The sequence below is a fragment of the Grimontia marina genome, assembly GCF_900060185.1.
In the GTDB taxonomy this organism is placed as follows: domain Bacteria; phylum Pseudomonadota; class Gammaproteobacteria; order Enterobacterales; family Vibrionaceae; genus Enterovibrio; species Enterovibrio marinus.
In genome coordinates this window covers 97,803-112,170 of record NZ_FIZY01000002.1, presented here as the reverse complement: position 1 = coordinate 112,170, position 14,368 = coordinate 97,803, and the positions used below count along the sequence as shown (strand labels likewise).

Genomic DNA, 14,368 nt, shown 5'->3' with positions numbered 1-14,368 from the left:
AGTTGTATTCAGGCTTTACAGAACAAAAATTTAGAGTTTCCTATGCGTAAGATAACGATTCTTGGTGCAACCGGTTCAATTGGTACCAGCACGCTTTCTGTGATTGAAAAGAATCCTCACGCCTACGAGGTTTTCGCGCTCGCGGCGAATGCCAATGTCAATGAAATGCTTCTTTTGTGCCTGAAATGGCGTCCAAAGTTTGCCGCTATGGCGAATGCTGAAGCAGCAGCTAGTTTGCGTCTGGCGCTGAAAAATCAAGGCTGCGCGACAGAAGTGCTTAGCGGGATTGAAGGTCTTTCTGCAATTTCAGAGCACACTGATGTTGATACCGTTATGGCTGCAGTGGTGGGCGCAGCAGGTCTTATTCCCACCATGGCAGCTGTGAAGGCTGGGAAACGCGTTCTGTTAGCCAATAAAGAAGCGCTGGTGATGTCTGGCCAGTTCTTTATCGATGCTGTTCACCAATACGGTGCTGAGCTTCTGCCCGTCGACAGTGAGCACAATGCAATTTTCCAGTGTCTTCCAGCAAGCATTCAGTCGCGTCCAGGTATTTGTGATTTGGCCTCTGAAGGCGTCAGCAAAATCCTTCTTACAGGCTCTGGTGGTCCGTTCCGTTACACAGATTTAGCCCTTCTACAAGAAGTAACGCCCGCTCAGGCAATCGCGCATCCGAATTGGTCGATGGGCCCTAAAATCTCCGTCGACTCTGCCACTATGATGAATAAGGGTCTCGAATATGTTGAGGCGCGATGGCTGTTTAATGCCAGTCGTGAACAGTTGGATGTGATCATCCATCCTCAATCGGTGATCCACTCGATGGTACAGTACCGAGATGGTTCTGTGCTGGCACAAATGGGACGCCCGGATATGTGTACTCCTATTGCGTATGCTTTGGCTTACCCAGAGCGCATTGAAGCGGGTGTGAGGCCTCTGGATTTCAGTGAAGTCGGTGAATTCACTTTCATGAAACCAGATTTCAACCGTTATCCATGTTTGAAGTTGGCGATTGATGCCTGTTACGTGGGTCAGGCTGCAACAACGACTCTTAATGCCGCCAATGAAGTTGCGGTTGAAGCATTCTTGCAGGGGCAAATTGGTTTCATGCAGATTGCTGAGGTGAATGATGCTGTGTTACAACGGGCGGAGTTATCGCAACCATCCTGCATTAAAAGCCTCTTAGAGGTGGATGACACAGCACGTGTCATGGCTCAGAAAAGGATTATGGAGTTAACACAATGAGCGCCATTCTTTGGAACCTGCTGTTTTTCCTCATTGCACTCGGCATTTTGATTGCCGTACATGAGTACGGCCATTTTTGGGTTGCACGTAAATGTGGTGTGAAAGTTGAGCGCTTTTCGATTGGCTTTGGTAAGTCGATTTGGAAAAAAGTGGGCAAAGACGGCACCGAATATACGTTAGCGATGATCCCATTAGGTGGCTACGTCAAAATGCTTGATGAGCGTGTAGACGACGTTCCAGTATCCCAGAAAGAGCAAGCATTCAATAACCGCCCACTTTGGCAGCGTAGTGCGATTGTTGCTGCAGGCCCAGTGGCTAACTTCCTGTTTGCAATTGTGGCGTATTGGTTGGTGATGATCATTGGTGTACCAGCAGTAAAACCAATTATTGGTGATGTCGCTCCCCAATCTATTGCCGCTCAAGCCGGCTTAGAGCCGGGAATGGAACTAACTGAGATCTCTGGTATCAAAACGCCAGATTGGGAATCAGTTAATTTTCAGTTGATCGCTCATATTGGTGACAGTGATATGACAGTGGCAGTCAAACCAGATGAAAATGCAGCATACGCAGTTGAGAAAAATCTGGATTTGGCAACCTGGTCTTTTGACCCTGAATCACAGTCAGCGTTGCGCACTCTTGGAATGACACCTTACCGCCCAGAAATCACAAACGTGATTGCTAATGTGGTTGAAGGCAGCGCTGCTGAAAAAGCGGGGCTTCTCGTCAACGATGAATTGGTATCTCTTGGGGGCAGCGCGGTAACCGATTGGACCGAAGTGGTTGAGACCATTCGTGCGAACCCTGAACAGGCTTTACCCTTGGTTGTTAAACGTGATGGTACAGCAGTATCTTTAATCTTAACGCCAGATGCCAATGTTCAGGATGGAAAGGCAATAGGCTATGCAGGCTTTGCCCCAGAGGTAGAGCCTTGGCCTGAGTCGCATCAATTGACGCTTCAATATGGCCCTTTGGATGCCATTCCGGCGGCCTTGGATAAAACCTGGCAGGTGGTGTCGCTCACCGCAGGTATGATCAAAAAACTGTTCACAGGTGACGTGGCAGTAAGGAATTTGAGTGGACCTATCTCAATTGCAAAAGGTGCAGGGATGACCGCAGACTTCGGTCTGGTATACTTTCTCGGCTTTCTCGCACTGATCAGCGTTAATTTAGGCATTATTAACCTGTTACCGTTACCGGTTCTTGATGGCGGACACCTGTTGTTTTTTGGTATTGAAGCCGTGACACGTCGCCCCGTCTCTGAACGAGTGCAGGATATGGGATATCGGGTAGGTACAGCAATCATCATGGCGTTGATGGCTGTAGCGATATTTAACGATTTCGCCCGACTATAAACATTCAGCGTTTAGCAAGGAAATGTCAGAGCAAGCAATGGCGATGAAAAAACTTCTTATAGCCTCTCTTTTATTCTCAAGTTCTGTTACGGCCGATGAGTTCGTAGTAGAAGATATTCGTTTTGAGGGGCTTCAGCGCGTCAGCCTCGGTGCTGCGTTGCTCGCAATGCCGGTACGGGTTGGCGACAACATCGACGAAGGCGATGTTTCCGGGATCATCAAATCCCTGTTTTCCACCGGCAACTTTGAAAACGTGCGCGTCTTCCGTGATGGCGATGATCTGTTGGTCAAAGTGATTGAACGCCCAACGATTGCCAGCGTGTCTTTTTCAGGCAACAAAGCCATTAAAGAAGAACAGCTGGAAGAGAACCTTTCCGCTTCCGGCCTTCGCGTGGGTGAGTCACTGGACCGCACTAAGCTATCCAATATCGAAAAAGGTCTGGAAGATTTCTACTACAGCGTGGGTAAATACAATGCTGTTGTCGATACGGTGATCACCCCGCTCCCTCGAAACCGTGCTGATGTTAAGTTTGTTTTCACTGAGGGCGTCTCAGCAAAAATCCAACAAATTAACTTTATTGGTAACGACGTTTTTTCTGATGATGAATTGAAAGATAACTTCAAGCTCCGAGCTGATGTACCTTGGTGGAACTTCCTCGCCAACGAACAATATCAGAAACAGGCATTAGCCGGTGATTTGGAGAATCTACGTTCCTTCTATTTGAACCGCGGATATCTAAAGTTTCGCGTTGAATCGGCTAACGTTTCAATTTCACCTGACAAGAAAGGCGTTTATATAACCCTGAATATTGATGAGGGCGAACCTTACACGGTGGCAGATGTCAGCTTCCGAGGCGGTAAAGACAGTGCTGAATTTGCCGCGCTGGTGCCTTTCGAAGACGGTGAGACTTACAACGGTCAAAAAGTGACGCGGTTGGAAGATGAAATTAAACGTAAGCTAGGTGAGCAAGGTTATGCCTATCCTCAGGTTTCCACCATTCCTGAATTTGATGATGAAGCCAAAACGGTTGCCCTAAACGTCAACGTTGATCCGGGTAAGCGTATCTATGTTCGCAACATCAAATTCTCTGGTAACCAAATTACCAAAGACGAAGTGCTGCGCCGCGAAATGCGACAGATGGAAGGCTCTTGGCTGAATTCTAAATCGGTTGAGACCAGTAAAGATCGTTTGAACCGTCTGGGCTTTTTCGAAACCGTGGATGTTCGGACTTCCCGGGTACCGGGTACTGATGATCAGGTAGATGTCGAGTATGTCGTTAAAGAAACCAACTCTGGCAGTGTGAATTTTGGTATCGGTTACGGTACCGAGTCAGGGATCAGTTTTCAGGCAGGTCTCCAGCAAGATAACTTTGCCGGTTCAGGTAACCGTTTTGGTGTCAATGCGATGATCAACGATTACCAAAAGAACCTGACGCTGGATTATCGTGACCCTTATTTTACTCTGGATGGCATCAGCCTTGGTGGGCGTATTTTCTTCAATGAGTTTGAAGCCTCTGATGCAAACATCGTTGACTACACGGATAAAAGCTACGGAACCAGCCTGACTTGGGGTTTCCCGTTTGACGAAATCAACTATTTTGATTTCTCTATGGGCTACACCCACCGTCAGATTGAAAACTTGGGTGGCTATTACCAGATTCAAAAATTCCTCGATTCTATGGGCGACAGCGTGACAGATGATGGCAGTCTCGTGGTCGATGATTTTGACTGGTCGGTAAGTTGGACACGAAACAACCTGAATCGCGGCTTCTTCCCAACAGCGGGTAACTATCAGCGCGCATCATTCCGAATGACAGTGCCGGGTTCTGATACCCAGTATTTCAAAGCGCAGTATGATGTTCGCCAATACTTCCCTCTGGATGACGCACATAACTTTTCGTTCTTAATGCGCGGACGTTTGGGATACGGAAATGGTTATGGTAGCAATGACGAAAATGATTACCTGCTGCCGTTTTATGAAAATTTCTATGCAGGTGGTTATTCAACGCTACGTGGTTTCCGTTCAAATACGGCGGGCCCCAAAGCGGTATATGACCAAGGAGCGGGTAACAACCCTGCGCTTGTAGGCAGTAACGATTCTGTCGGTGGTAACGCCATTGCGCTAGCCAGTGCGGAACTGATTTTCCCGATGCCATTTGTTTCGGAAGAAGCGAGAAGTGCGATCCGAACCAGTGTGTTCGTGGATGCGGCTTCAGTGTGGGATACCGATTACGACCTGAATGATGCGCGTGTCATCAGTGGTCAGGAATATATTTACGACTATAGCGATCCATCGAACTACCGGGCATCGTATGGTGCATCGATTCAATGGCGCTCCCCGATGGGACCGCTGGTATTCTCACTGGCTAAACCAATCAAGAAATACGAGGGTGACGACGAGGAATTCTTCACCTTTACCATTGGCCGTACGTTCTGATTTCAACATTAGGAGAAAAGTTTGAAACCTATTATCAAAGCGGCAGGCCTGAGCCTTGCCATTGTTACTGCTTCTTTTTACGCAACAGCGGCGGAAGCTGCACAGAAAATTGGTTACGTTGCGACTGGCCCAGTACTGGCCGAAATGGCGAAGAAAAGTAATGTGAACGAAAAGCTTCGCAAAGAATTTAAAGATCGTATCGCTGAAGTTGATCGTCTTCGTAGCAAACTGGAAAAAGGCGTTGAGAAATTGCAGCGCAATGGTGAGCTGATGAGTGAGGCGGAACGCACCAAGCTGCAACGCGAGCTGCAGGCGCTGGATGCGGATTTTAAACTGAAAGCGAAAAACCTTCAGGAAGATCAGCGTAAACGTGGCGTTGAAGAAGAGCGTAAACTAGTTCAGAAGCTACAGAAAACTATTGAAACAATTGCCAAGAAAGAAGGCTATGACATGGTCATCAATAGTCAGGCTGTGATGTACGCAAGCCCGAAAGACGACCTGTCAGAAAAAGTACTGAAAGCAGTGAAATAAGTAAGGTAGAAAATGGCTTCTATTACGCTCGCTGAATTAGCGGATAAACTGGGTGCAGAACTGCACGGTGATGGCAGTGTGCAAATCAGTGCCATCGCGGGTATGGATAAAGCTGGCGAAGGAGAGATCACCTTCCTTTCCAGCAGCAAATACCGCAAACATCTTGCCGATTGTCAGGCAAGTGCTGTGATGGTCAAGGAAGCCGACCTGTCATACTGCACCGGAAATGCACTAGTGTTGAAAGACCCGTATCTGGGATATGCATTAACCGCACAATTGCTGGATACCACACCTGCCTGTGCGGTTGATATTGCCCCTAGTGCCTATGTTTCACCGACAGCGAAACTGGGGAATGGCGTCGCTGTTGGCCATAACGCTGTGGTAGAAGACGGCGTAGAGCTCGGCGACAACGTGCAAGTCGGTGCTGGCTGCTTTGTAGGTAAAGATACCAAGTTAGGTGCCAATACCCGCCTTTGGGCAAACGTGACGGTTTACCACAATGTGGTGATAGGCGAATCTTGTCTTGTGCAATCGGGTACCGTTATCGGTTCTGATGGCTTCGGTTACGCAAACGACAAAGGCCGCTGGGTGAAAATTCCTCAAGTGGGTAGGGTCGTCATTGGTGATCGCGTTGAGATTGGTGCTTGTACCACCATTGACCGTGGCGCGATTGAGGATACCGTGATTGCTGATGGTGTGATTATCGACAACCAGTGTCAGATCGCTCATAATGTTTCGATCGGTGAAAATACCGCCATTGCAGGAGCAACCACAATGGCCGGTAGCCTTAAGATCGGCAAGCACTGCATTATTGGTGGTGCGACCGTCATTAACGGCCATATGGAAATTACAGATGGTGTCACGATCACTGGTATGGCGATGGTGATGCGACCTATCACTGAACCGGGTATGTACTCTTCGGGTATTCCACTTCAGACTAACAGAGAGTGGCGCAAAACCGCTGCACGAGTGCTGAAAATCGAAGACATGCATAAACGATTGAAAGTCGTTGAAAAACAGCTAGAAGACAGCGAGTAATAGCCGTCCGCGATGGCCTGCCCTGGTGGTTCGTTTCGATAAATTGTCGGAAGAACCTGCAGTGTGGGCCATTTGTGTTATCAGCCAATTCAACGACATATAATAAGTATTTCATACGGGAATAAAACTTTGAGTCGCGAAAATAAAATCCTGACAGTTAACGAAATTAAAGAACTGCTGCCACACCGTTATCCATTTCTGCTGATTGACCGTGTTACCGATTTCGAAGAAGGTAAGTACCTACACGCAATCAAAAATGTCTCTGTGAATGAACCACAGTTCACGGGGCATTTCCCTCAGTTGCCTGTATTTCCGGGTGTATTGATATTGGAAGCGATGGCGCAGGCGACTGGCCTTCTGGCATTTAAGACCTTCGGTCAGCCAAAAGAGAATGAACTGTATTACTTTGCCAGTATCGATAACGCAAAATTCCGTGCGCCGGTAACCCCTGGTGACCAGATGGTTCTGGAGGTGGAATTCCTGAAAGAGCGTCGCGGCATTGCTGCGTTCACAGGTGTTGCTAAAGTTGATGGTAAGGTTGTTTGCTCAGCTGAGCTGAAGTGTGCCAGAAGAGAGTTTTAATCGTGATTCATGAAACCGCACAAATCCACCCAACGGCTGTTGTGGAAGAAGGCGTAATCCTTGGCGCAAACGTCAAGATTGGTGCTTTTTCTTTCATCGGCACCGGTGTGGAAATCGGTGAAGGCACCGAAGTCAAAACACATGTTGTGATCAAAGGGCCAACAAAAATTGGCTGTGACAACAAAATCTATCAATTCGCTTCTATTGGCGAAGAGTGTCAAGATCTCAAGTACGCGGGTGAGCCTACCACGTTGATCATCGGTGATCGCAACACCATCCGTGAAAGCGTGACCATGCACCGTGGCACTATTCAGGATGAGGGCACCACGAAAGTGGGCAGCGACAATCTGTTCATGATCAATGCTCATGTTGCACATGATTGTGTGATTGGCGATCGCTGTATCTTTGCTAACAATGCAACGCTGGCTGGCCATGTAACAGTGGGGGATTACGCGATTGTTGGTGGCATGACCGCGATACACCAATTCTGCACTATCGGCAGTCATTGCATGCTGGGTGGTGGTTCGATTGTGGTTCAGGATGTTCCTCCTTATGTGATGGCTCAGGGTAACCACTGCGCACCATTCGGTATCAATGTGGAAGGCCTGAAGCGCCGTGGCTTTGAAAAGAGTGCGATTAAAGCAATCCGCGCTGTTTACAAGGAGCTGTACCGCTCGGGTAAAACATTGGAAGAAGCCAAGAAGCAGATCCTTGAAATGTCGAAAGACGAGCAGGCTTTGCAACTGTTCGTGGAGTTTTTCGAGAACTCAAGCCGAGGCATTATTCGCTAATGGCTAAGCCACTTCGAATTGGAATTGTCGCCGGGGAAATCTCCGGCGATATTTTAGGTGCCGGCTTTATCAAGACAATCAAAGCCAGATATCCAGATGCGGAATTTGTGGGCATTGGTGGCCCTCGCATGAAGGCATTGGGCTGCGAAACACTGTTCGACATGGAAGAGTTAGCCGTGATGGGCATTGTTGAAGTGCTCGGCCGCTTATCGCGCTTGCTAAAAGTGAAGCGCGAACTTGTCGACTATTTTACAGCGAATCCGCCTGATGTGTTTGTCGGTATTGACGCGCCAGATTTCAATCTGAGGCTCGAAAAAGACCTCAAAGACAATGGCATCAAAACCGTTCACTACGTCAGCCCGAGTGTATGGGCGTGGCGTCAGAAGCGCATTTTCAAAATTGCCGCAGCCACAGATTTAGTCTTGGCACTTCTGCCTTTCGAAAAAGCCTTTTACGACAAGTTTGACGTTCCCTGTGCATTCGTCGGTCACACCCTGGCAGATGACATCCCGATGGTGAGTGACAAAGCAGCAGCGAAAACCCTGTTGGGTTTAAACCAGGACAAGCGCTATCTAGCGGTTTTACCGGGTAGCCGTGGTGGTGAAATGAAGTTGCTGGCACCAACCTTCATCAAAACCTGCAAATTGCTTAAAGCAAAATATCCGGAACTTGGCTTTGCCGTTGCGCTGGTGAATGAAAAACGCCGGGTCCAATTTGAAGAAGCATGGCAACAAACGGCACCAGAACTGGATTTTGTGCTGGTGGATGACACCGCGCGCAACGTGATTACCGCTTCTGATGCGGTGCTGCTGGCCTCTGGCACGGTCGCGCTTGAGTGCATGCTGGTCAAACGTCCTATGGTGGTGGGTTATGAAGTGAATGCGATCACTGCCTGGATAGCCAAGCGTATGGTTAAGACTGAGTTCGTTTCTCTGCCGAATATCCTCGCAGGTCGTGAACTGGTCCCAGAACGTCTTCAGGAGGCCTGCACGCCAGAAACCTTGGCGAATGATGTTTCCCGTTTTCTCGACAGTGACAACACCGCTTTGATGGTGGAATTCACCCGCTTGCATGAAATTATCCGCTGCGATGCTGACAAAACATCCGCTGATGCAGTGCTGAATCTGATAGGACGTTAGTCAATGGACTTCGAACCTTTTGTATATCCTGACGCTAGGCTTATCGCTGGTGTTGATGAAGTCGGACGGGGCCCTTTGGTGGGCGCAGTGGTAACGGCTGCTGTTATTCTCGATCCCAATAAGCCAATTGAAGGGCTGACCGACTCCAAAAAACTGACTGACAAAAAACGCGCAGTGCTCTTTGAGGAAATCAAAGAAAAAGCATTGGCGTGGTCATTAGGTCGTGCTGAACCGGAAGAGATTGATGACATCAATATTCTTTCTGCCACCATGTTGGCTATGGAGCGAGCCGTGGCTGGCTTAAACATCAAGCCTGACTTCGTCTTGATTGATGGCAACCGTGTACCGACGGGACTCAATATCCCTGCAGAGGCAGTCGTTAAAGGTGATTTGCGTGTGGCGGAAATCAGTGCAGCCTCCATTCTGGCCAAGGTTGTTCGAGACCGCGAAATGGAAGAGTTGGACGCGCAATACCCACAATACGGCTTTGCCAAGCACAAAGGTTATCCAACCAAGGCGCATTTTGAAGCGCTTGCTGAACATGGTGCTATCCCCGAGCACCGAAAGAGCTTTAAACCTGTTAAGAACGCGCTCGGCATTGCATAATGTTTCGGGAGGGGGAATCTCACTCCTCCCACATTCACAACAATAAATCAGTAACGTAAGAGTACTATGTCAGACCCACGCTTTATTCACCTTCGTGTTCACAGTGATTTTTCTATGGTCGATGGCCTCGGCAAGGTGCCGCCATTGGTCAAGAAAGTGGCCGAGCTAGGCATGCCGGCGATGGCATTGACGGACTTTACCAACCTATGTGGCTTGGTGAAGTTCTATAACACGGCGCAGAGTACGGGTGTGAAACCGATTATCGGCGCTGACTTTAAAATGCAGACGGACGCTTTTGGTGAAGATCTCTGCCAAATTACTGTACTGGCTGCCAACAACATCGGTTATAAAAACCTTACGTTACTGATTTCAAAAGCCTATCTACGTGGCCATATCCAGCATCAACCTGTTATTGATCAGGATTGGCTGGTTGAGTTGAAAGAAGGCCTTATCATCCTTTCGGGTGGACGTCGTGGTGATCTGGGCAAAGCCCTGCTCAAAGGTAACGCGGGTCTGGCTAATCAGTGCGCAGCCTTCTATCAAACTCATTTCCCTGATGCGTATTACATCGAATTAATGCGAACAGGGCGCCCGGATGAAGAAGCTTACCTTCACTTTGCGCTCGATTTTGCGGCCGAACATGATCTTCCCGTTGTTGCGACCAATGAGGTGTGCTTCCTGACCGCGGATTTGTTTGATGCCCATGAAATCCGCGTCGCGATCCATGATGGCTACACACTTGAAGATCCCCGCCGCCCGAAAAACTACAGTCCTCAGCAGCATCTTCGCTCAGAAGAAGAAATGTGTGAGCTGTTCCATGACATTCCTGAGGCGTTGGCAAACACAGTAGAAATTGCCAAGCGCTGTAACGTCACTGTTCGCCTCAACGAATACTTTCTGCCCGCCTTCCCGACCGAAGGCATGGAAGAAACCGAATTTTTGGTGATGAAGTCGCGGGAAGGTTTGGAAGAACGTCTGGAATTCCTGTTCCCGAATGAAGAAGAGCGTTTGAAGCGTCGACCAGAATACGATGAGCGTCTTGAAGTCGAACTGGAAGTGATCAACAACATGGGTTTCCCAGGTTACTTCCTTATCGTTATGGAGTTCATCCAGTGGTCGAAAGACAACGCGATTCCTGTGGGGCCGGGCCGTGGTTCCGGTGCAGGCTCGCTGGTGGCCTATGCGCTTAAAATCACTGACCTTGATCCACTGGAATACGATCTGCTGTTCGAACGATTCCTCAACCCTGAACGTGTTTCCATGCCCGACTTTGACGTCGACTTTTGTATGGATAAGCGCGATCAGGTAATTGATCACGTTGCTGAGATGTATGGACGTGATGCGGTATCCCAGATCATTACCTTCGGTACCATGGCCGCTAAAGCGGTCATCCGTGATGTGGGGCGTGTACTTGGTCACCCTTATGGTTTTGTTGACCGTATCTCTAAGCTGGTGCCGCCCGATCCGGGGATGACATTAGAAAAAGCCTTTGTGGCTGAACCACAGCTGGGTGAAATCTACGAAGCGGATGAAGAAGTCCGCGAGCTTATCGATACCTGCCGCATTCTGGAAGGCTGTACACGAAACGCCGGTAAGCACGCGGGTGGGGTTGTTATCTCGCCAACCACCATTACCGATTTTGCTCCCATCTATGCTGATGCTGAAGGTCACTTCCCGGTTACCCAGTTCGATAAGAATGACGTAGAAACCGCGGGTTTGGTGAAGTTTGACTTCTTGGGTCTACGCACCCTGACCATCATCGACTGGGCTTTGGGGCTGATTAACCCGCGTCTGGAGCGTAGCGGACAAGAGCCAGTGCGTATTGAGTCTATCCCGCTCGAAGATGCAGCTTCATTCCGCGTCTTGCAGAACTCAGAAACCACAGCGGTATTCCAGCTCGAATCACGGGGTATGAAAGAGCTGATCAAGCGCCTTCAACCCGACTGTTTCGAAGATATCATCGCACTGGTAGCCCTGTTCCGTCCGGGCCCTTTGCAATCAGGCATGGTAGATAACTTTATCGACCGTAAGCACGGTCGCGAAGAGATCTCTTACCCGGATGCGACGTGGCAGCACGAGTCACTGAAAGAAATTCTGGATCCAACCTACGGCATCATTCTTTACCAAGAGCAGGTGATGCAGATTGCTCAGGTGCTGTCAGGCTACACCCTGGGTGGTGCAGACATGCTCCGCCGCGCAATGGGTAAGAAAAAGCCAGAAGAAATGGCGAAGCAGCGCGCAACCTTTGAAAGCGGGGCAATCGCCAACGGTGTAGACGGCGAGCTGTCGATGAAGATCTTCGACCTGGTGGAGAAGTTTGCGGGTTATGGTTTCAACAAATCGCACTCTGCAGCCTACGCGCTGGTTTCCTATCAAACACTTTGGTTGAAAACACACTATCCGGCGGAATTCATGGCAGCGGTAATGACCGCGGATATGGATAACACCGACAAGATCGTTGGCCTGGTAGAAGAGTGTCGCCGCATGAAACTCACCATGCTGCCACCGGATGTGAACGCGGGTCTATACCGCTTTAACGTGAACGAAAAAGGCGAGATTGTTTACGGTATCGGTGCAATCAAAGGTGTGGGTGAAGCACCAATCGAAAACATCATCAAAGCGCGTCAAGAAGGCGGTTACTTCCGCGACCTGTTCGACTTCTGCGCTCGCATTGACACCAAGAAGGTGAACAAGCGTGTCATTGAAAAACTGATTCAGTCAGGCGCCATGGACCGACTAGGCCCTCACCGAGCGGCGATGACGGCTTCTTTGGATGATGCGCTGAAATCAGCAAGCCAACACCACCAGGCAGAAGCGTTTGGTCAAACTGATATGTTCGGTGTATTGACGGATGCACCTGAAGAGGTGGAGCACAAATACGCGAAAGTGCCGCCATGGCCTGACAAAGTCTGGTTGGAAGGTGAGCGCGAAACGCTAGGGCTTTACTTAACAGGGCACCCGATCAACAGCTATGTGAAGGAGCTGAAGCATTACATTACTTGGCGCCTCGAAGATGCCCACGCCACCAAACGTGATGTGGTATCAACGGTGGCTGGCCTTGTGATCGCTGCACGTGTGATGACCACTAAGCGAGGCACCCGTATCGGTATCCTGACTTTGGATGACCGTTCAGGACGCATGGAAGTGATGCTGTTCTCAGATGCGCTAGAAAAGTATCTGGATCTCATAGAAAAAGACAGAATTTTGGTGGTATCGGGACAGGTCAGCTTTGATGACTTCAACGGTGGCCTTAAAATGTCGGCACGAGAAGTGCTTGATATCTCCCAAGCGCGTGAAAAGTACCTGCGTGGTCTTGCTATCTCAGTGACCGACAGGCAAATTGATAACAAATTTTTTGAACGATTCAGTGAGATCCTGGAACCGCACCGTGCGGGAACGGTTCCGGTCAACCTTTACTACCAGCGTGACGATGCTCGCGCAAAGTTGGTCTTAGGTACAGAGTGGCGTATTACGCCAGACGACAAACTGATTGATGATTTAAAAACGCTGCTCGGCGATAAACAGGTCGAGCTGGAATTTGATTGATATTTCGGCCCTGCCAGGAATGAGCGGGGCTATGTTATTACTTAACAGGATTCTTTCTCTATGAGTCTTAATTTCCTTGAATTTGAACAGCCAATCGCGGAATTGGAAGCAAAAATCGAAGCCTTGCGTGTAGTGTCCAAGCGTGGCGACGAAGCTGAGGCTGTCAACCTGGACAAAGAAATCGAGCAATTGGAGACCAAAAGCACTGAGCTGACGAAGAAAATCTTCAGCGATCTGGGTGCTTGGCAGGTTGCACAGCTGGCGCGTCATCCACGTCGTCCATATACACTGGACTACGCGGATCTGATCTTCACTGAATTTGAAGAGCTGGCAGGCGATCGCGCGTATGCAGATGACAAAGCAATTGTTGGTGGTATGGCGCGTATTGATGGCAGACCAGTGATGATTATCGGCCATCAAAAAGGCCGTGAAACCCGCGAAAAAGTGATTCGTAACTTCGGTATGCCAAAACCAGAAGGCTACCGCAAAGCATTGCGTCTGATGAAGATGGCTGAGCGTTTCAATATGCCAATCGTCACTTTCATTGATACAGCAGGCGCATACCCTGGCGTAGGTGCAGAAGAGCGTGGGCAGTCTGAAGCGATTGCTCGTAACCTGAAAGAAATGGCAGGTCTGACTGTGCCAGTCATCGTTAACGTGGTTGGCGAAGGTGGCTCTGGTGGTGCACTGGCAATTGGTGTGGGCGATTACGTGAACATGCTTCAGTACTCTACTTACTCAGTCATTTCGCCAGAAGGGTGTGCGTCTATCCTGTGGCGTGATTCAGACAAAGCGCCACAAGCAGCAGAAGCGATGGGTATGACTGCGCCTCGTCTGAAAGAGCTGGGCCTTATTGACAACATCATCGAAGAGCCGATGGGCGGTGCACATCGGGATTTTGCGAAAACCGCAGAAAACATCAAAGCATTGCTGGTGGGCCAGTTGGAAGAACTCTCGCAACTTGACTCAGATAACCTCCGTGAGCGTCGTTACCAGCGTCTGCTGAGCTACGGTTATTGCTAAGCGCAAACTGTTTGATTAAAAAGGGCCGAATGGCCCTTTTTTCGTATCTGATGCTATGATTCGAAAAATTCGTCTTTTTCGAAG

11 protein-coding genes are annotated in these 14,368 nt (G+C 49.2%); all 11 read left to right on the top strand.

Features of this window, described 5'->3' with window-relative positions; genetic code table 11:
* Positions 1–42: 42 nt before the first annotated feature.
* The 11 genes from ispC to accA all read left to right on the top strand — a co-directional run bounded on the left by ispC (position 43) and on the right by accA (position 14,284).
* Positions 43–1,239, top strand: a complete 1,197-nt coding sequence (gene ispC / locus GMA8713_RS02025) for a 1-deoxy-D-xylulose-5-phosphate reductoisomerase (protein WP_062705257.1) — start codon at positions 43–45, stop codon at positions 1,237–1,239.
* The gene (rseP, locus tag GMA8713_RS02020) at positions 1,236–2,591 is read left to right on the top strand and encodes a sigma E protease regulator RseP (protein WP_062705255.1); all 1,356 of its coding nucleotides are present in this window, start codon (positions 1,236–1,238) and stop codon (positions 2,589–2,591) included. Before ispC ends, rseP begins: the two co-directional genes overlap by 4 nt.
* 37 nt (positions 2,592–2,628) lie before the next feature.
* Positions 2,629–5,028, top strand: coding sequence for an outer membrane protein assembly factor BamA (bamA, locus tag GMA8713_RS02015; protein ID WP_062705361.1), 2,400 nt, complete (start codon positions 2,629–2,631; stop codon positions 5,026–5,028).
* A gap of 21 nt (positions 5,029–5,049) precedes the next feature.
* On the top strand, positions 5,050–5,559 hold the full coding sequence (locus GMA8713_RS02010) for an OmpH/Skp family outer membrane protein (protein WP_062705253.1): 510 nt from the start codon (positions 5,050–5,052) through the stop codon (positions 5,557–5,559).
* A 12-nt stretch (positions 5,560–5,571) separates the two neighbouring features.
* On the top strand, positions 5,572–6,597 hold the full coding sequence (gene lpxD, locus GMA8713_RS02005; protein WP_062705251.1) for a UDP-3-O-(3-hydroxymyristoyl)glucosamine N-acyltransferase: 1,026 nt from the start codon (positions 5,572–5,574) through the stop codon (positions 6,595–6,597).
* Between the two features lie 129 nt (positions 6,598–6,726).
* The gene (gene fabZ, locus GMA8713_RS02000) at positions 6,727–7,179 is read left to right on the top strand and encodes a 3-hydroxyacyl-ACP dehydratase FabZ (RefSeq protein ID WP_002536399.1); all 453 of its coding nucleotides are present in this window, start codon (positions 6,727–6,729) and stop codon (positions 7,177–7,179) included.
* Between the two features lie 2 nt (positions 7,180–7,181).
* On the top strand, positions 7,182–7,970 hold the full coding sequence (lpxA, locus tag GMA8713_RS01995) for an acyl-ACP--UDP-N-acetylglucosamine O-acyltransferase (protein WP_046307578.1): 789 nt from the start codon (positions 7,182–7,184) through the stop codon (positions 7,968–7,970).
* Positions 7,970–9,109 carry a lipid-A-disaccharide synthase gene (lpxB, locus tag GMA8713_RS01990; protein ID WP_062705249.1) on the top strand — a complete coding sequence of 380 codons (1,140 nt, stop codon included), beginning with the start codon at positions 7,970–7,972 and terminating at the stop codon, positions 9,107–9,109. The genes lpxA and lpxB overlap by 1 nt, the downstream gene beginning before the upstream one ends.
* A 3-nt stretch (positions 9,110–9,112) precedes the next feature.
* Complete coding sequence (gene rnhB / locus GMA8713_RS01985; protein ID WP_062705247.1) at positions 9,113–9,715, top strand: ribonuclease HII; 603 nt, start codon at positions 9,113–9,115, stop codon at positions 9,713–9,715.
* Positions 9,716–9,781: 66 nt separating this feature from the next.
* Positions 9,782–13,261 (top strand): DNA polymerase III subunit alpha, encoded by a 3,480-nt coding sequence (dnaE, locus tag GMA8713_RS01980; RefSeq protein ID WP_062705245.1) that lies wholly within the window; start codon positions 9,782–9,784, stop codon positions 13,259–13,261.
* A gap of 60 nt (positions 13,262–13,321) precedes the next feature.
* Positions 13,322–14,284, top strand: coding sequence for an acetyl-CoA carboxylase carboxyl transferase subunit alpha (gene accA, locus GMA8713_RS01975; protein ID WP_062705243.1), 963 nt, complete (start codon positions 13,322–13,324; stop codon positions 14,282–14,284).
* The last annotated feature ends 84 nt before the right edge of the window (positions 14,285–14,368 follow it).

Coding starts and splice junctions, on each gene's coding strand:
- ispC (WP_062705257.1), top strand. CDS start 43: ATGCGTAAGATAACGATTCTTGGTGCAACCGGTTCAATTGGTACCAGC.
- rseP (WP_062705255.1), top strand. CDS start 1,236: ATGAGCGCCATTCTTTGGAACCTGCTGTTTTTCCTCATTGCACTCGGC.
- bamA (WP_062705361.1), top strand. CDS start 2,629: ATGGCGATGAAAAAACTTCTTATAGCCTCTCTTTTATTCTCAAGTTCT.
- lpxD (WP_062705251.1), top strand. CDS start 5,572: ATGGCTTCTATTACGCTCGCTGAATTAGCGGATAAACTGGGTGCAGAA.
- lpxB (WP_062705249.1), top strand. CDS start 7,970: ATGGCTAAGCCACTTCGAATTGGAATTGTCGCCGGGGAAATCTCCGGC.
- rnhB (WP_062705247.1), top strand. CDS start 9,113: ATGGACTTCGAACCTTTTGTATATCCTGACGCTAGGCTTATCGCTGGT.
- dnaE (WP_062705245.1), top strand. CDS start 9,782: ATGTCAGACCCACGCTTTATTCACCTTCGTGTTCACAGTGATTTTTCT.
- accA (WP_062705243.1), top strand. CDS start 13,322: ATGAGTCTTAATTTCCTTGAATTTGAACAGCCAATCGCGGAATTGGAA.